This window comes from Xanthomonas sp. NCPPB 2864 (assembly GCF_056675615.1).
The window spans coordinates 800,549-817,103 of sequence record NZ_JBWWVS010000001.1 but is presented as its reverse complement, the minus strand read 5'-3'; the positions used below and the strand labels follow the sequence as shown (position 1 = coordinate 817,103).

Annotated in this window: 8 protein-coding genes; 1 reads left to right on the top strand and 7 read right to left on the bottom strand. The window is 65.8% G+C overall.

Going from position 1 to position 16,555, the window contains the following annotated elements:
* Nucleotides 1-50: 50 nt before the first annotated feature.
* The 3 genes from AC1KVE_RS03425 to AC1KVE_RS03415 all read right to left on the bottom strand — a co-directional run bounded on the left by AC1KVE_RS03425 (nucleotide 51) and on the right by AC1KVE_RS03415 (nucleotide 8,319).
* The gene (locus AC1KVE_RS03425) at nucleotides 51-2,948 is read right to left on the bottom strand and encodes a TonB-dependent receptor domain-containing protein (protein ID WP_481091906.1); all 2,898 of its coding nucleotides are present in this window, start codon (nucleotides 2,946-2,948) and stop codon (nucleotides 51-53) included.
* Between the two features lie 584 nt (nucleotides 2,949-3,532).
* Nucleotides 3,533-5,902 carry a S9 family peptidase gene (locus AC1KVE_RS03420; RefSeq protein ID WP_481091907.1) on the bottom strand — a complete coding sequence of 790 codons (2,370 nt, stop codon included), beginning with the start codon at nucleotides 5,900-5,902 and terminating at the stop codon, nucleotides 3,533-3,535.
* 59 nt (nucleotides 5,903-5,961) lie between these two features.
* Nucleotides 5,962-8,319: a glucosidase family protein gene (locus AC1KVE_RS03415; RefSeq protein WP_481091908.1), complete on the bottom strand. Its 2,358-nt coding sequence runs from the start codon at nucleotides 8,317-8,319 to the stop codon at nucleotides 5,962-5,964.
* A gap of 280 nt (nucleotides 8,320-8,599) precedes the next feature.
* On the opposite strand from AC1KVE_RS03415, the gene AC1KVE_RS03410 reads away from it, so the two are divergent.
* The gene (locus AC1KVE_RS03410) at nucleotides 8,600-9,766 is read left to right on the top strand and encodes a DUF5694 domain-containing protein (RefSeq protein ID WP_481091909.1); all 1,167 of its coding nucleotides are present in this window, start codon (nucleotides 8,600-8,602) and stop codon (nucleotides 9,764-9,766) included.
* 656 nt (nucleotides 9,767-10,422) lie between these two features.
* Here the strand turns inward: AC1KVE_RS03410 and AC1KVE_RS03405 are convergent.
* From AC1KVE_RS03405 to AC1KVE_RS03390, 4 genes are all read right to left on the bottom strand, one after another.
* A complete protein-coding gene (locus tag AC1KVE_RS03405) occupies nucleotides 10,423-10,719 on the bottom strand; it encodes a flagellar basal body rod protein FlgC (RefSeq protein WP_024940013.1) in 297 nt (98 codons plus the stop codon).
* Between the two features lie 230 nt (nucleotides 10,720-10,949).
* Nucleotides 10,950-12,590, bottom strand: coding sequence for a DUF5597 domain-containing protein (locus tag AC1KVE_RS03400; RefSeq protein ID WP_481091910.1), 1,641 nt, complete (start codon nucleotides 12,588-12,590; stop codon nucleotides 10,950-10,952).
* On the bottom strand, nucleotides 12,587-14,935 hold the full coding sequence (locus AC1KVE_RS03395) for a S9 family peptidase (RefSeq protein WP_481091911.1): 2,349 nt from the start codon (nucleotides 14,933-14,935) through the stop codon (nucleotides 12,587-12,589). Before AC1KVE_RS03395 ends, AC1KVE_RS03400 begins: the two co-directional genes overlap by 4 nt.
* A complete protein-coding gene (locus tag AC1KVE_RS03390) occupies nucleotides 14,925-16,511 on the bottom strand; it encodes an APC family permease (RefSeq protein WP_047128891.1) in 1,587 nt (528 codons plus the stop codon). Before AC1KVE_RS03390 ends, AC1KVE_RS03395 begins: the two co-directional genes overlap by 11 nt.
* Nucleotides 16,512-16,555: the final 44 nt, after the last annotated feature.

The window sequence follows — 16,555 nt, the reverse complement described above, 5'->3', positions numbered from 1 at the left end:
CCCGCGACCGATGGCATCTGGCCGCACGCCAGCGCGATACAGCGGCCCGATCAGAACTTCACCGTGGCACGCGCCCAGTAGAACCGACCCAGCAGATCGTAGGTGGCCACATCGGTAACGGCGTTACCGACGTTGTTGGAGTAATACAACGGCGGCTGTTTGTTGGCGATATTGTCCACGCCCACTTCGAAGCGCGTGTGCCACGGTTCGACGTTGTAGCCCAGCTGCAGGTTGTTGTAGACGTAGGCGCCGATCTTGCGCACCACCATCGGCTCGCTGGAATCGGCGGACAGGCTCTGGTCCGGATCCGAATTGCCGATGGCGGTGTGCCCCACATAACGGATGCGCCAGGTGGCGCTCCAGTCGTCCAATGCCCAGTTCACCGTGCCCAGCGCACGCCAGCGCGGGAAATTGCCGTAGGCCTGGGTGTAGCGGCCGACGTTGTGGATGGTGACCGAGCTGGGGTCGGTGGTATCGGGCAGCACGTCGTAACGGGTGAGATAGGTGCCGTTGAGCCCGGCGCTGAGATTGCCCCATGCGGTGGGCGGCGCGCGGTAGGTCAGGTTGAAGTCCATGCCCTTGGCCCACAGCTTGCCCAGGTTGACGGTGGGTTCGGCGATGTAATTGATGGTGCCGTTGCCGTTGCGATGGATCAACGCGCAGAAGGAGCTGGCCGGGTTGGCGAAGCATTGATTGAGCACGGTCTGCGCCGACACCGTGGTGATGGTGTCTTCCAGATCGATGCGCCACCAGTCCGCGCTCAGCGACAGCCCATCGATCCACTGCGGGTCGTACACCAGCCCCACGTCGTAGGACTTGCCGGTTTCCGGCTTGAGCTGGTACCCGGCCACTGCTGCGCCGGACACCTTGCCCGACACCTGGCCATCGGATTGCTGGTAGCTGCCGTCGGTGGGCACATTGGCGCAGGCCACGCTATTGCCACCGGTGTAGCCATTGCATGGGTCGTTGACGGTGGCCGCATCGCCGGCCACGCCGGCATACAGCTCGTTGATGTTGGGCGCGCGGAACACCTCCGACACCGTGCCGCGGATCAGCAGGTTCTCGATCGGGCGATATTCCAGCGAGATCTTGCTGTTGGTCTTGCTGCCGACCGAGCTGAAGTCGGAAAAGCGCGTGCCCAGCGTGATGTTCAAGGCGTTGATGCCGGGCAGATCCTTCAGCAGCGGAAACAACGCTTCGGCATAGGCCTCCTTGACGTCGAAACTGCCGGCCAGGGTGGACGAACAGAATTCGATCACTCCGCACAGGCCGTCTTCATCGCCGGTCCATAGCGGGTCGGAGGCGGTGGTCGAACGCTCCTTGCGATAGGAGACGCCGGTCGCCAGGCTGACCGTGCCGGCCGGCAGTTCGAACAGCGAACCGTTGGCATTGGCCTCGAATTGCTTGACCGTGTAGACGCTGGTCACGATGGGGTTGACCACCATGCCCTGCAGCGCGGACAGGTTGGCGCTGTCATTGAGGTTGAAGAAGTTCAGCGGTGTGCAGCCGGCGATCGCCGCGCCCGCGCTGCCGCACTTGACCACGCCATCGCTGTCCAGGAACGAGGGGCCAATGGCCTGATTGAACGCGGCATAGTCCAGAAAGCCGTTGTTGATCGACTTCTGTTTGACCTTGCCGTAGTTGAAGGTGGCATCCCACTGCCAGGAACTGTCGCCGAAGCGGCCGCGCAAACCGGGGCTGATCTGGAAGTTGTAGGTGTTGTATTGATAGCTGCGATTGCCCAGCACGGTGGCGCGCGTGTTGAGGTCGTTGTACGAGGTGCCGGTGCTGCGATCGGTGCCGAAGTTCACGCCGAACGGGTTGTAGTAACTCTGCGACGACACCAGGATGTTGTCGCCGTTGGCGAAGATCGGGATCGGCGCAATGATCGAGGCGGATTCGGTTTTACTGAACCAGGTGTTGACGTAGCCCTCGACGTTGTCGGTGAAGCGATAGGTGCCCAGCAAAAACGCATTGGTGCGCTTCTGCGGGGTCTGCAACAGGTTGAACGGCTGGTAGTTGTAGGAGTCGGCGCTGGCGTTGTAACAGTGGAAATCGCCCGGGCCGGCGCGACCGCTCACGCCGCTGTTGAGGGTGACACGCCCGCAGCCGTTGGCTTGCGCAAGCTGCGTGGACTGATCCGAGCCATCGTTGAAATTCACGGTGCCGGTGGGCGTTGCGGACGAGCCCTGCTTCACCGGTTGCCCGTTGGTCAACGCAAGCGCGTCCCTGGAATAGTCGCGCGCCGCTGCCGAGACCGGATCGATGTTGTGGTACGACAGGCCGCCGATCAGGCTGCCACGCTCCCAGGTCTTGCCGGTGGTCAGGGTGAAGTTGCGCCGGTTGCCGTCGCCTTCGCTGCTGGTGCCGAAGTCGCTGCTGAACTGCACGCCATCGAACTGGCTGCGCAGGATGAAATTGACCACGCCGCCGATAGCGTCGGAGCCATACACCGCAGAGGCACCGTCGCTGAGCACTTCGATGCGCTCGATCATGCTGGACGGAATCGCGTTGACGTCGTTGTAGGCCAGACGAATACCGTTGACCAGCACCAAGGTGCGCTTGTCGCCCAGACCACGCAGCGAAATGGCCGACGCGCCGGTGCCGCCGCCGTTGTTGGTATACGGATTGGTGGCGTTGCCGGCGATCGACGGCAGCTCCTGCAGCAGATCGCCGACCGTGGCCTTGCCGGTCGCGGCGATCTGTTCCTGGCTGACCGTGACCACCGGGTTGGCGGTTTCGGTATCCACGCGGCGCAGACGCGAGCCGGTGACGACCACGCTGTCCAGCGTTTGCGGCGCGTCACTACTGCCGCCGGCCTGCTGCGCAGACACCGGTGCGCTGACGCCTGCAGACAGCGCCAGCAGCAATGCGGCGCTGAGCATGCTCGGCACCGGGCGCGTGGGCGTGCCGGAGGTCCGGGAGAAAGGCAACAGCGGCATCGGCATGCAAGGCTCCTGATTCGTATGGCAGACAAACGATGGGCAACACACACCCGTGCCGGCGGACACCAGCGCAGGGCAAGATGGATGGCAGACGCGCACGCAGCGAAACTTCTCGCCAGCGCTGTGCTGCAGACATGCAGACAACCTGCGACGCGCATGACCACGCAGGGTCACGCAGCAGCGCGTGTTGTCAAAAAGGGTGTTGGTTCCGCACCGGAGGCGCCCATGCGCTCCAGTTTCATCAGCTGGTCACAATGTGCCTGTGCGCACGCGCTACGTCTTGTCGCATTTGGCGACAGCGCGTGCGGAAAACTGCATGGTTCGCAAATGAACCAGCCTGCCTTGACGTTGCACTCTGCAGCAACGTCTGCAGCTGGGCACCAAGCCTAAAGCGATGGACGGGACACCCGAGGCGATGTATCGCCTGCAACCATGTGCGATGACAGTCGATCTAGAAATCGAGCACTGCGCATGCATGCAGCAGCGCGGTGACGGCAATCAGCGTGCACTGCCCTGCCCGCCCTGTTTCAGCGGCTGTGGTCTAGGCACTGCAGTCAAACGGTCGGCCGGCAGACCGGCCTCACGGATCACGGCGCCTGCGTCGTCGCAGGCTGGTCGTGGTTCCAGTCCGGCGTTGGCACTTGCTGCATCCAGCGCAGGAAGAAATCCAGCAGGCGGCGCTTGCCGTAGTCGCCACCGGCGCCGTGATCGCCGCCGGGCACCACCAGCAGGTCGAAATCCTTGCCTGCCTTGATCAGCCGATCGGCCACCTGCAAGGTGCTGGCCGGATCGACATTCATGTCCATGTCGCCAGTGACCAACAGCAGATGCCCTTGCAGGCGCGCGGCGTTTTCCACGTTCGACGATTCGGCATACCACGGCCCGACCGGCCAGCCCATCCATTGCTCGTTCCACCAGATCTTGTCCATGCGGTTGTCGTGGCAACCGGAATTGGCCACGCCTGCCACATAGAATTCCGGATGGAACAGCAGCGCACCCAATGCGTTCTGGCCACCGGCCGAGGTGCCGTATACACCGACGCCGCCGTCGATGGCGTACCACGGGTACTGTGCGGCAGCGGCCTTGTGCCAGGCGATGCGATCCGGCAGGCCCGCATCCTTGAGGTTGCGCCAGGCCACATCGTGGAAGGCGCGCGAGCGATTGTTGGTGCCCATGCCGTCGATCTGCGCGACCGCAAATCCCAGCGCAGTCAGCGCTGATGTGCGGGTGGTGAACGTCTTGGGCACGAAGGACCCTTGCGGCCCGGCGTAGATGTATTCGATCACGCGGTAACGCTGCTGTGGCCGCATTTGCGTGGGGCGCTGGATCACGCCCCAGATCTCGGTCTTGCCGTCGCGGCCGGTGGTGTGGAACGGCAACGGTGGCTGCCAGCCGGCAGCCTGCAGACGGCTCAGGTCGGTGCGCTCCACCGTGCGTGCCAGGCTGCCGTCGGCACTGCGCCGCAGCTCCAGCACCGGGCCCAGGTCCACGCGCGAGTACAGGTCCAGATACCATTTGCCGTCCGGCGAATAACTCACCTGGTGATCGGCGGCTGCCGGCGTCAATGCAGTGAGCCCGGTGCCGTCCAGACCGATGCGATAGGCATGGCGGTAATACGGGTCCTCACCGGGCTGCATGCCGGAGGCGGTGAAATACAGCTGGCCTGCGCCCTCGTCGAGGTAGTCGAGCTTGCGCACCACCCAGTCGCCCTGCGTGACCTGGCGGATCACCGTACCGCTGTGGCCGTCGTACAGATACACGTGCTCCCAGCCATCGCGCTCGGAGGCCCACAGGATCTGCGCGCCGTCGGCCAGATCACGCCGCGCATGCTTGCCGCCGTCCTCGTGCGTTCCGCTGAGTTCGGAGTATTCGATGAAGGTGGGCGAGGTCTCTTCGATCAGGGTGCGCGCGACAGCCGTGCGTGCGTCCACTTCGATGACCCGATACAGCTGGTGCCCGCGCGCGTTGTATTCGAAGGTGAGCCCGCGGCTGTCCTTCCACCAGACCATCTCGCTCAGGCTGAAGGCATTGGGCAACAGCGTCATCGCCACCGGATGCGCGGCGCGCGTGGCGATGTCGAACAGCACCGGCTGCATCACCGGCAAGACATCGCCGGGCTTGGGATAGACCTGCTGGTGCAACTTCGGCTGCAGCTGATCGGCCGGCGCCGACTCGATGTAATAGACCATGCGCGGCGGCGGCGCCTTGACCCGATACGCAGCCAGATGCTGCGAGTCCGGCGACCACACCACGCTGTCGAGTGCGTAGTAATCATCGGCACTGCCATCGCGGCTGAGCACGCTGCGCTCGCCACCATCGACCGGCGCGATCACCAGATTGGCCTGCTCCACCCAGGCGCGCCAGCGGCCATCCGGCGATAGCTTGGCCTGCCGCTCGCCCTGCTTGAGCGGCAGGCGCATGTCCATCGACTCGGCCTGCACGTCGCGTTCGGGCACATGCGCGCAGCGATAGCGGGCCAGATCGCACTGCCAGCCCAGCTTCGCCAGCTGGAAGCCCAGGCGCTGCCGGTCCAGGGTGAGTTCCTCCAGCTGCAGTTGCGTGGCGTCGATGGCTTGCGCACCGGCCTGGGTCAGGGCCGCCGCCAGCCGCGCATGATCGAAGGCCAGCGTGTTGCGGCCGCTGGCCGCATCCACCAGGCGGTACTCGATGGCCGGCGCCTGATCGGCACGTGCCACGCCACGCCGATACACGAAATGCCCTGCATCGATCCATACCGGCGCCGTCGGCTGCCTGTCGACCAGCGACGCATAGTGATCGGCCAGACCGATCGCCTGCGCGTACTGCGCCGGTGTGGGCGTGGGCACGGGCGTGGTTGCTACGGGTGCAACGGATGCAGCCGCTGCGCTTGCCGAGAGCGTCCAGAGTGCGATGCTCAGGCAGCATGCTGCGACGCTATGCCGCCTGGAGGTCTGGGTGTGATGCAGCAGTGGCTTCATGCGTTTATCCGCGGAGATGGTGTGGTCGTGGTCGGCACGGTCATCGCGCCAATGGGCCATCACCCGTACCAGGCCTGCACCTTCACCGCCGCTGTGCTGCCGGGCAATGCCACGCGATCGGCATGCGGGCCCTGCGCACGCGCCGACTTGCCGTCGACGAGCACGCGGGTGAGCTTCTTACCCTTGGGCACGCGCAAGCTCAGCCAGGTGTGCCTGGGGGGCCGTTCCGGCAGTTGCACCTCGGCATCGATGCGGCGTGCCGCCACGTCGGTGCGCAAGGTCAGCGTGAGCTTGCCCCAGCGTGTGGGCGCTGCGGTGATGCCGATCGCAGCGCCACTACCCAGCCATGCGCGCGGCAGCGCACGCGCAAGGAACAACTGCTCGCCTGCGCTGTCGTCGCTGACCAGCATCCAGCGCAGCAGCAACGGGATGGTCATCTGCGCGGGGATGCAGAACAGCGGCATGCCACCGGTGATGCCGCTGACCTCGCCGGCGGTCCAGCTGCCGCGGGTATGCACCTGGTAGCGGTGCGCATAGACGAACAACAGATACTCTTCGATGCGATCCAACCGCAGCAGCTGTTGCGCATAGCCGTAGGAAATGAAACCGAGCAAATCGCGGCTGCCCGGCTCCGGTGGTGCGATGTTGGCCACCACGCCGATGCTGGTACCGCCATGGCCGCGCAGGCAATCGATCACCAGGTTGGCCAGGTCGTCGGGCAGCACATCGGCCTGCAGCAATTCCGCATACGCGCGGTGCGGCCATTGCTGCTCGCTGGGCTTTTCCTGCAGCAGCGATTGGCGAAACGTGAGTTTTGTGCCCGGCAACGGGCCGATATACGGCGGCGACAGATCGCGGCGCACGTTGGCACGCAGGCTGGCCTCCAGCCTCGCGCGCAACTGCCTGGCGCGATGCTGCCATTGCGTGGCCAGACCGGCATCGCCGCCGAGCGTGCTCCAGACCTGGGCGATGTCTTCCCAGCCGCGTATCGTCAGCGCGCTATTGGCGTAATACGGTTTCCACCACAGCGACGGATCCGGAAACAGGCAGGCATCGGATTCGTTCCAGCCGTGCAGCAGGCCATGGCCATGCGTGCTGCGCGGCAATGCCAGCGCCTGGTCGTGCAGCTCGCACAGCAGCTGCGCGGTGGCGGCGATCTTGGGCAGCAGGCGGCGCAGCCGCGCCGCATCGCCGGTATAGCGCAGATAGCGCGCCAGCAGCGACAGGGTCAGCCCGAACTGCCCGACCTCCGGCCCGCGCATGTTCGGCAGGCCATCGTCCTGCACGAAGTCGTCGAAGTAGTTGTCCAGTACCGCAGCGGCCTGCGCAAAGCGACCCCATTCCAGATTGGCGTAGAACGAGCTGGTGAAAGTGTCCTGGAAACCGTCGTACTCGTTGCCGTAGTAGTCGCGCTCCACCGCGCCGTACTTCGGATAATCGCCACCGGGGCGCACCACCAGCTCGCGTGCGAAGGCGAACTGCGCCATGTCGTTCCAGCTGGCATCGGGCAGCTGCGCCTGCACCGTGCCGTCCAGGGCCTGCTGCCAATACGCGGCGAAATCGATCAACCCCGCGTAGAACTGCTCGGCGGTGGCCGGCTTGCGCGACGGTGCAAACGCGGGATAGCTGTGGGTGTAGTGCACGCCGACGATCTCGCCGCCGCGCACCTGCATCGTGCGATGCCAGGTCTGCACCACGAAGCGATCGCTGGCACGCACATCGGCGAACACCAGCACGTCGTACCAGCTATCGGCCCCGCCTTCGCGCCGCATCACCTTGCGTACCGCCGGCATCCAGCCACCCAGCAGGCCTTCCTCGCGCCGTTTGATCAACGCCTCTTCGCCCAACTCGGCGAAGGCGTGTTCCGGCCGCGAGGTGCGGCTGCGGCCGTTGGGCAGGATCGGCATGGTATCCAGGCTTTCGCGCGTGCCGACGAAGGTGGTCCACGGCCAGCGGCCACCATTGTCCTTGGGGTCGAGCAGCGAGGCCGGCGGCGGCGCGACATCGCGCACCTGCGCCTCGTCCGGGTCGCCATCGCGCAGCAGGCGGTCGGCGAGCAGATCCGCCTCGGCCATCGCCACCTCGGCCAGCGACATCCCGAAGTACGGCTTGCCCTCGGCGGGATAGGCCGGCTCGGTGCGTTTGTCCAGGCGCAGCATGCCACTGTCGGTCCACAGCGTCAGCTGGCCCTGCGGGTTGTCGAGGTGCTCGTAGACGGTCCACTGCTGCTGCAGGTGTTCAAAACTGCACAGCTTGCTGCCCACATGCGCGGCCGACGGCAGCGCCTCAAGACGCGGCAGCGCCGGTGGCGGCAACGGCGCCGGGGTGTGCGACGTGCCCGGCAGCGCGAGCGCGGCACCTGCGCCTACCGCCGCGGTTGCCGCCATGCCCTGACGCAAAAAGCTTCTGCGGTCCATCGTCGCGCCCTCGGTTGATCTCATCCACATCCTGCGCGACAGCGCGGCTTGCGTCTTGTGGCAGCTGTCTGGCACGTATGCGGAAATCCGCACACAAGCAGCTGTTGCTGCGCTGCCATCGCAGCAACGGCGCAGCGCCCAGTTGCCGCCCCCCTGCCATTTAGCCACGTGACTTTCTGGCCACGCCGGTATCTGCGGTGGCGGCCACACTGGCTGCACAGACGCAGGCGGCACCGTCGCCAGACCGCAACGCAACCCAAGCCCACCCACAAGGACCGTCATGCAGCCATCCCCATCGCGCATTGCGCACAGTGCCCGCGCCGCAGCGTGGTTTTTCGATGCCGGCAGCGCGTCTGCCAGGCGGCTGAAACGTCCGGCGCATCGCTGGCTGTTGCTGGCCTTGATCGTGCCCTGCATCGCGCAGGCGCAGGTGGATCTATCGCAGGTGGATGCCGAGATGGCCGCCCCACGCACCCAGGTGCTGGTGCTTGGCAGCGTGCATCTGTCGCAGTTGCCCAAGGGCAGCGATATCGGTGCAGCACGCCTGCAACCATTGATGGACCGGCTGGCCGCGTACGCGCCCACCATCATCACCACAGAGGACCTGGCGGGCGAAACCTGCGACCTGATGCGGCGCCATCCGGCGGTGTATCTGCCCGAGGACACCACGACCTATTGCCCCGACACCAGCGAGGCGGCGCGTGCCACCGGGCTGGACGTTCCCACCGCTCTCGGCCAGGTCCGTGCAGCACTCCGCAGCTTGCCCAGTGCGCCCACACCGGCACAGCGTCGGCACCTGGCTGCGCTGTTTCTGGCCTCGGGCGAGCCACCATCTGCGCTGGTGCAGTGGCTGCAGCTTGCGCCAGCCGAACAGCGCAGCGGCGATGGCCTGGATGCGGCACTGGTCGCGCGACTGCGCAGCATGGAACAGCGCCCCAACGAGAGTTACCAGATCGCCGCACGGTTGGCGGCACGCCTTGGCCTGCAGCGCGTCCATCCGGCCGACGATCACACCGGCGACAACGTTGACCTGGGCGACCCGGCGGCGTACGGCAAGGCGATCCAGGCCGCCTGGGACAAGGCCGCACCGCGGGCGCGCGTCATGCGTGAGCGCGAGGACCAGCTGGCAAGTCAAGGCAGGTTGCTGGAGCTCTATCGCGCGATCAACCTGCCGGCCAGCCAGCAGCTGGCCATCGCGGTGGATTTTCGCGCCGCACTGAGCGAGGGTTCGCCGCAGCGCTACGGCTATCGCTACGTGTCCGGCTGGGAGATCCGCAACCTGCGCATGGTGTCCAATGTACGTGCCAGCTTTGCCGAACAACCCGGTGCGAAGGTGCTGGCAGTGGTCGGTGCCATGCACAAGCCCTGGTTCGACAACTGGTTGGGGCAGCTGCAGGGCGTGGATATCGTGGATGCGGCGCAGGTGCTGGGCAGTGACGGGCCGTGAGTACAACGCCGTCAGCATGACGCTCCAGGCCAAACGCGAGTCAGTCGAAGGCGCGGTGCCCTCGCCGCTCGCCGGACACGCTGTGAACCCGCCCGTGGGGGCTCGGTGGCTGCATTGATGCCGCCGCACGGTCCCGCAATCGGCAAGGACATCGCACCCGGGGCTACGCTAGCGTTGTGAAAAGCGACCCATCTCGCGGATTCCATCGGCTTGCTGATTTGGGCCGCAACCACATGAACGTTAGCGAATCAGAAGCGCGTCATGCATTGCTTGCACACTGCAAACCGACACTCTCGACTGGCCGTTGGCTGCCCACCGTCGCGGGACCTTACGCGGCATGGATGCCGCGTAAGAGCCTACACGGACGTACTTGCGGCGTGTCCTGCGATGGTGGGCGGGCAACGGCCCTGCGGCCAGCTATCAGACCAGCTGCTCCACGCTTGCGCTCTATCCGCACTGCCCTAAAAGCCCGCAGCCAAGACAAGCGCACTATCGAGTCGTCTATCGATACCGGCATAAGCAGAAGCCATCAATTCGCTGACTCCACGAAATGCAGAACGCAAATCCGGTTTCAGGTGCAGCCAGATGCGGCATCAAGGCGAAGGCCGCGCACCTAATGCACTAGATCGACAACCGGCCTTCGTCAATCCAGGCTCTCAGCTCAGCACATCCAGCAAGCTGCCCAGCATCTCGTCGGAGCGCCGTAGCGCAGTGGCGTTGGCCTGAAAATCGTTGCGTGCCGAGAGGCCTTCGACCAGATCGGTGGCCGGTGCCGATGGATCGGCGTTGGCGTCGACCACGCTGGCTGCCACTCCACCATTGAGCTGCGTGCTGGCTGCAACGGCCTGACGCGGACTGCCGTCCACCGGCTGACGCGCGACATTGCTGGCGGCCACCTGCTGGCGCAGTGCGGCGACCTGCATTCCGGAACTGGCGATACTGCTGATGCTCATGATGGCTCCGGTGCAGAAACTGAGAAATAACCAATGACGTTTGTTTGCCAACCAATCAACACAATCGTTGCCGGCAGTCGCGCCGCACTGCTGTCTTTCCTACGCCCACCGAGGCGCGTGGCGAGCGTGTCTCACGAGGTGGAATCAGCTGACAGGAACCGCAATGACGTGTCCCACCCACCGATTCCGATCACGCCCACCTCACGGCTGCCCAGCCGCCTCACGCAGGCTCAATAGGTGCCTACCCGCACACGCAACACCACCGGCACTTCACCCGCCGCATCCACACGACCGAAGTTGAGGCCGTAGTCGGTCTGGTCGCCGTTGAGTTGTCTTTCGACCTGCCAGCGCCCGTCCACGTACCGCCCCTGCTCCACCCGCAACAGTTGTCCATGACGGGTATCGGCCGCCTCGCGGAAAAATTCAATCCGCGCGGCCATGCCGGTGACCAGGAACTCCTCCGGCCCCAACTGCGCCACCAGCAGCCGGCCGGCGTGGTCGTCGTTGCCGGGCAGGATCGCCGGCGCATCGCCCCACATCGGCGCACCGAACGACACCTTGGCCTGCCAATCGCCGAAGCGCAGCGTGCGTTGCGGCGCGCCGGGCTGTTCGGCCACCGCCTGCAGCCGGCCGTCGAAGGCGGCCTGGGCGATCACGCGCTGCAGCGGGGCCAGCAGCTTGAAGTTGGCGGCGTGTGCAGCGATCGCGTCGCGGTTGGCCTGGCTGTCCTGGTTGCCATCCATGCCGAACACCGAAAAGCCGATCCCGCCCTGCCCCAGCACATGGAACAGATACGGCGCGGTGGCCGCCTCGAAGCCGGTCTCCGAGACCCAGGCCGGGTTGTCCGGCCGTGCGTACTGGCCGATGACCTTGGTGTACTCGTTGTAGTCGCTGGTGTAGATATCGGTGCCGATGAAATCGATCGACGGCGTGGCCGCGCGCCACAGCGCGAACACATTCACTGTCGCACCGCCGGACGGATAATCCATGCCCGGGTAACGCTTGCCCTTGTAGCGCAGCCAGGTGTTGACGTAGAGCGGCAGCGGATAAACGTGCTTGCCGGCTGCGGCCACCTGTTCGATGTACGCCGCCGTCGCATGCGCATTGAAGGCTTCGGCGGCTTCGGCACCGAATAGCTGCTGCCAGCTGCCTTGCGGCTTGCCCAGTTTTTGCGCGATCGCAGCGGGCACCGGTTGCGCGAACGCCGCCTCGCCGGCCGGGCCATGGTCGCGCACCGTGCCGATCGCGCCGGGCTCGTTTTCCACCTGTACCAGGATCACCGTGTGGCGGTCGCCATCGACCTTGCGCAGGTGCTGCATCAATGCGGTGAACGCACGCACATCGGCCTGCACGTTGGCGGCCACATGCGGCGACAGCACATCCACCGGTTCGCCATTGGCATCGCGCATGCGCGGGTAGGTGGCGTCGTCGCGCTTGATCCACTCTGGCACGTAATGCATCTGGCCGTTCTTCCAGCTGCCGAACCACAGCAGGGCCACGCGCAGGCCACGCTTGCGCGCGCCGGCAATCAAGGCATCCACGTTGGTGCTATCGAAGCGCCCGGGCGCCGGCTCGAACTGCTCCCAGTACACCGGCGCTTCCACCGTGTTGGCGTGCAGCGCGACCACCTCGTCCAGCGCCTTGGGCAGCACCGCCGGCCAGGCGCTGGAATTGTGCAGCTGCGCGGCCAGCACGGTGTATGGCGCGCCATCGACGAACAGCGCATGGCGGCCATTCTGGGTAACGAAGCGCGGCAGTTCTTCCGCGCTGGCCAGCGATGGCACGCAACCGGCCAACATCGCCAGCGACCACAGCAGGGCTGCGATGCGGCCGCGCGGCCGCGGCATCTTCAGGGCAAGCAAACGCATCATCGCGCCTCCGACGGTAGTGAATTCCAATGCGGCGTGGGTTCGTCGCGCAGATGGCGCACGAAGAAGTCGTACTGGCGACGCTGCACATAGTCGATCGGCCCGCTGGAGCGGCCTACCGAATGCTCGCCACCAGGCACGTTGAGCAGCTCGAAGTCCTTGCCGGCCTTGATCAGCGCATCGACCACCTGCGCGGTGGAGGCCGGGTCTACATTGCTGTCCTGCTCGCCGACGATCAGCAGCAGGTCGCCCTGCAACTTGGCCGCATTGACCACGCCCGAGGCCTGCGCATAACCGGCATCCACCGGCCAGCCCATCCACTGCTCGTTCCAGCTGATCTTGTCCATGCGGTTGTCGTAGCAACCGGCGAACGCCACGCCCACCTTGTAGAAGTCCGGATGGCGTTCGAGCGCGCCCAGCGTGCTCTGCCCGCCGGCCGAGGCGCCATAGATGCCGACCCGACCGATGTCGTAGGAAGGGTCCCTGGCCGCCAACGCACGGTGCCAGGCGATGCGATCGGCAAAGCCGGAATCGCCCAGGTTCTTCCACGCCACATCATGGAAGGCCTTGGAGCGGTTGGCGGTACCCATGCCGTCGATCATCACCACGATAAAGCCCAGGTCCGCCTGCGCCTGCATGCCGATCTGCTTGTCGCCACCGGAGTGATAGCCAAACGGCCAGAACGTCTTCGGCACGAAGGAGTCGTGCGGGCCGGCGTAGATGTTCTCGATCACCGGATACTTCTTGTGCGGGTCGTAATCGCGTGGGCGCACCACCATGCCCCAGATGTCGGTGCGGCCATCGCGGCCCTTGGCCACGAAGGTCTCCGGCGCGCGCCAGCCGGCGGCCAGCAACCTGTCGATCTTGCCCTGCTCCACCTGCTGCAGCAGCCGGCCATCGATACTGTGCAGCTCCATCACCGGCGGCAGATCCGGGCGCGAGTAGACATCGACGTAATGCCGGCCGTCGTCTGCGATCGCCACGTCATGATCGGCATCGCTGTGGGTTAGCCGGGTCAACCGGCGGCCGTCGAAATCCACGCTGTACAGCTGCCGGTAGTACGGGTCCTTGCCCGCATCCATGCCGCTGGCGGTGAACCAGATGCGCCGCTGCGCGTCGTCCACGCGCAGCACATCGCGCACGATCCACGGCCCGCGCGTGAGCTGTCGCTTGAACCTGCCGCTGCGGCCATCGACCAGGTACAGGTGCCGCCAGCCGTCGCGCTCGGAAATCCACAGCAAATCATCGCCGCGCCCATCCACGTCATGGCGGAAACTGCGGTCGGCGTAGACGAAGGTGCGCGCATCCTCGCCGACCGCCACGTGCGCGCGACCGCTCTGCGCATCCACCGCGATCACCCGCATGCGCTGAAAGCCGCGTTGCACGTAGTCGAAGCTCACGCTGTGGCCATCGCTACGCCACTGCAGCGGCGACAACGCATACGGATTGGCGAACAGGGCGGTGTCCACCTCGCGGCGTGTGCCGTCCACGGCGAACAGCACCGGCCGCTCCACATCCACCGCATCGCCGGGCTTGGGATATAACTGGGTATGCACGCGCGGCTGGCCGCCGCCTGCGGGCGCTGCTTCCACGCGGGTGACGCGGCGGGCCAACCCGGGGCGCACGCGATACACCGCCAGCCGCTGCGAGTCCGGCGACCAGGCGATGCTTTCCGGATCGAAATAATCGTCTGCGCGGCCATCGTCGCTGAGCCGGGTCAGCTGGCCATCGGCAACGCGACGCAGCAGCAGGTTCCAGCCATCGGCGAGCGCTTCCCAGCGGCCATCCGGCGAACGGCGCGGCGTGGTGTCGGCTGGCACCGCAGGGTCGCGCACCACACCGAAGCCGCGTGGACGCTGCTGCGTGGCGGCGTCATCGCGGGCGCAGCGGTCGTCCGTCAGGCTGCAACGCCAGGGCGCTTCGCCAAGCGCGAAGCGAATCGCCCCGTCGCTGCGCTCGCCGTCCGGCGCATAGGCAAAGCGCTCGAACGGCAACTGCAACGCGGTGTAGGGTGTGCCGGTCGCTGCACTCAATGCCTGCGCCACGCGCAGCTGATCGAACGCCGGCGTTTTCTGCAGCGTGGCGACATCCATACGGACGAAGGCGAATCCGCCCGGCACCGTCTTGCGGTAATAGAACGTGCCGTTGTCCTGCCATTGCGCCGGCCAGGCCACGTTCTCGGTCAGCGTGCTCCAGTGCGCGCGCAAGCCCAGCGCGCGATGGTAGTCGGCCACACTGGGCGCGGCCTGTGCCGCCGTCGACAGCAACACGATGCACGCAGCCACCCCGTTCAAGCAGCCACGCAACCAGCGCGATGCACCCGCGCTGCGGCGCAGCTCACTCGCCATCGTCCTCCTCCAACGCCAGCTCATCGCTGCGCAAGCCGCTACGCGCGCCCCAGTGATAGATGAAGAATGCAATTACCGCCACGCTCAAGGTGTCGAACGGATGCGCGATCCAGCCGTGACCGCCGAACGTGCCGGCCCAGGACACTGCCATCACCAGCACGAAGAACACGATCAACCACAGCGATGCGCGCACCTGGCGCAGCAGGCGTGCCCTGCCCTGGCGCGATGGCAGGCGATACAGCACATACAGCACGAACGCGACCACCTGCAGGCCCAGCAACCACGACAAGGTGGGCCAGGTCGACCAGTAGACGATCAAGGCGGCGACGATGAACGACAGCGGCCCCAGCACGGCAAGGCCACGGACGCGAAACGGCCGCGGCAAGTCCGGCGCACTGCGGCGCAACGCCGCCACCGTCACCGGCGCCACCGCGTAGCTCAGCACCAGGGCCGCCGACACCACGCCGATCAGGGTCTCCCACGAGGGGAACGGCAGCGTCCAGAAGATCGACAAGCCCAGGCTCAACCACAATGCCGGACGCGGAATGCCCGATTGCGGATCCACCCGCGTCAGCACCGGCAAGAACCCGCCGCTGCGCGCCCAGCCGTACACCACGCGCGGGGTGGCATTCATGTAGATGTTGCCGGTGCCGCTGGGCGAGACCATCGCATCGCAGATCACCAGCGCAGCCAGCCACGCCATCCCCAACGCCAGCGCGATGTCGTGATACGGCAGCGCAAACACCTTGTCGATGCCGCTCCAGCCCGGTGCCAGTTGCGCGGCCGGAATGCTGCCAAGGAATGCCAGCTGCAGCAGCACGTAGATCACCGTGGACAAGGCCACCGACAGGATCAGGGCGATCGGAATATTGCGCTGCGGGTCGCGCACCTCGCTGGCCACCGACACGATCGGGGTCAGGCCCAGGTAGGCAAAGATGATGCCGCCGGCAGAAATCGCCGCTTCCACCCCGGCCATGCCCGAGGGCGCAAACCCGTGCACGCTCAGGTTGCCCGGATTGAAGTGCTTCATCAGCAGCACGATCACCAGGATCGGCACCAGGAACTTGAAGATGCTGACGATGTTGTTGGCCAACGCAAAGGTCTTGACGCTGAAATAGTTGAGCAGGAAGAACAGCACCAGCAAGGCCAGTTGCACCAACCAGCCCCACACGCTGGGATGGCTGCCGCCGGGTTGGTTGAGCAGCGGAAACCACGCCGCCGCGTACTGCCGCGCTGCCTCCACCTCGATCGCGATCAGGCTGGAAAACGCGATCAGGGTGATGAAGCCGGTCAACGAGCCGAGCAAGGCGCCATGCGAATACTCCGGGTAGCGCACCACGCCACCGGCGCGCGGCAGCGCGGCACCGAGTTCGCAATACACCAAGCCGAGCAGCAACACCGCGATGCCGCCAAGGATCCACGACAGGATGCCGGCCGGCCCGGCAATGGAAGAGACATGGCTGGCCGAGAACAACCAGCCCGAGCCGAAGATCGAACCCAGCCCGATAAAGGTCAGGTCGGTCAGGCTGAGTCGCTTGTGGAACTTGCCTTGCGTGGTCGCACCGTGTGTGGTCATTGGTCGCCCCGAAGCGTGGATACGCGGTTGGTGTAGCGAAGAAC

Coding starts and splice junctions, on each gene's coding strand:
- AC1KVE_RS03390 (WP_047128891.1), bottom strand. CDS start 16,511: ATGACCACACACGGTGCGACCACGCAAGGCAAGTTCCACAAGCGACTC.
- AC1KVE_RS03400 (WP_481091910.1), bottom strand. CDS start 12,590: ATGATGCGTTTGCTTGCCCTGAAGATGCCGCGGCCGCGCGGCCGCATC.
- AC1KVE_RS03415 (WP_481091908.1), bottom strand. CDS start 8,319: ATGGACCGCAGAAGCTTTTTGCGTCAGGGCATGGCGGCAACCGCGGCG.
- AC1KVE_RS03395 (WP_481091911.1), bottom strand. CDS start 14,935: ATGGCGAGTGAGCTGCGCCGCAGCGCGGGTGCATCGCGCTGGTTGCGT.
- AC1KVE_RS03420 (WP_481091907.1), bottom strand. CDS start 5,902: ATGAAGCCACTGCTGCATCACACCCAGACCTCCAGGCGGCATAGCGTC.
- AC1KVE_RS03410 (WP_481091909.1), top strand. CDS start 8,600: ATGCAGCCATCCCCATCGCGCATTGCGCACAGTGCCCGCGCCGCAGCG.
- AC1KVE_RS03405 (WP_024940013.1), bottom strand. CDS start 10,719: ATGAGCATCAGCAGTATCGCCAGTTCCGGAATGCAGGTCGCCGCACTG.
- AC1KVE_RS03425 (WP_481091906.1), bottom strand. CDS start 2,948: ATGCCGATGCCGCTGTTGCCTTTCTCCCGGACCTCCGGCACGCCCACG.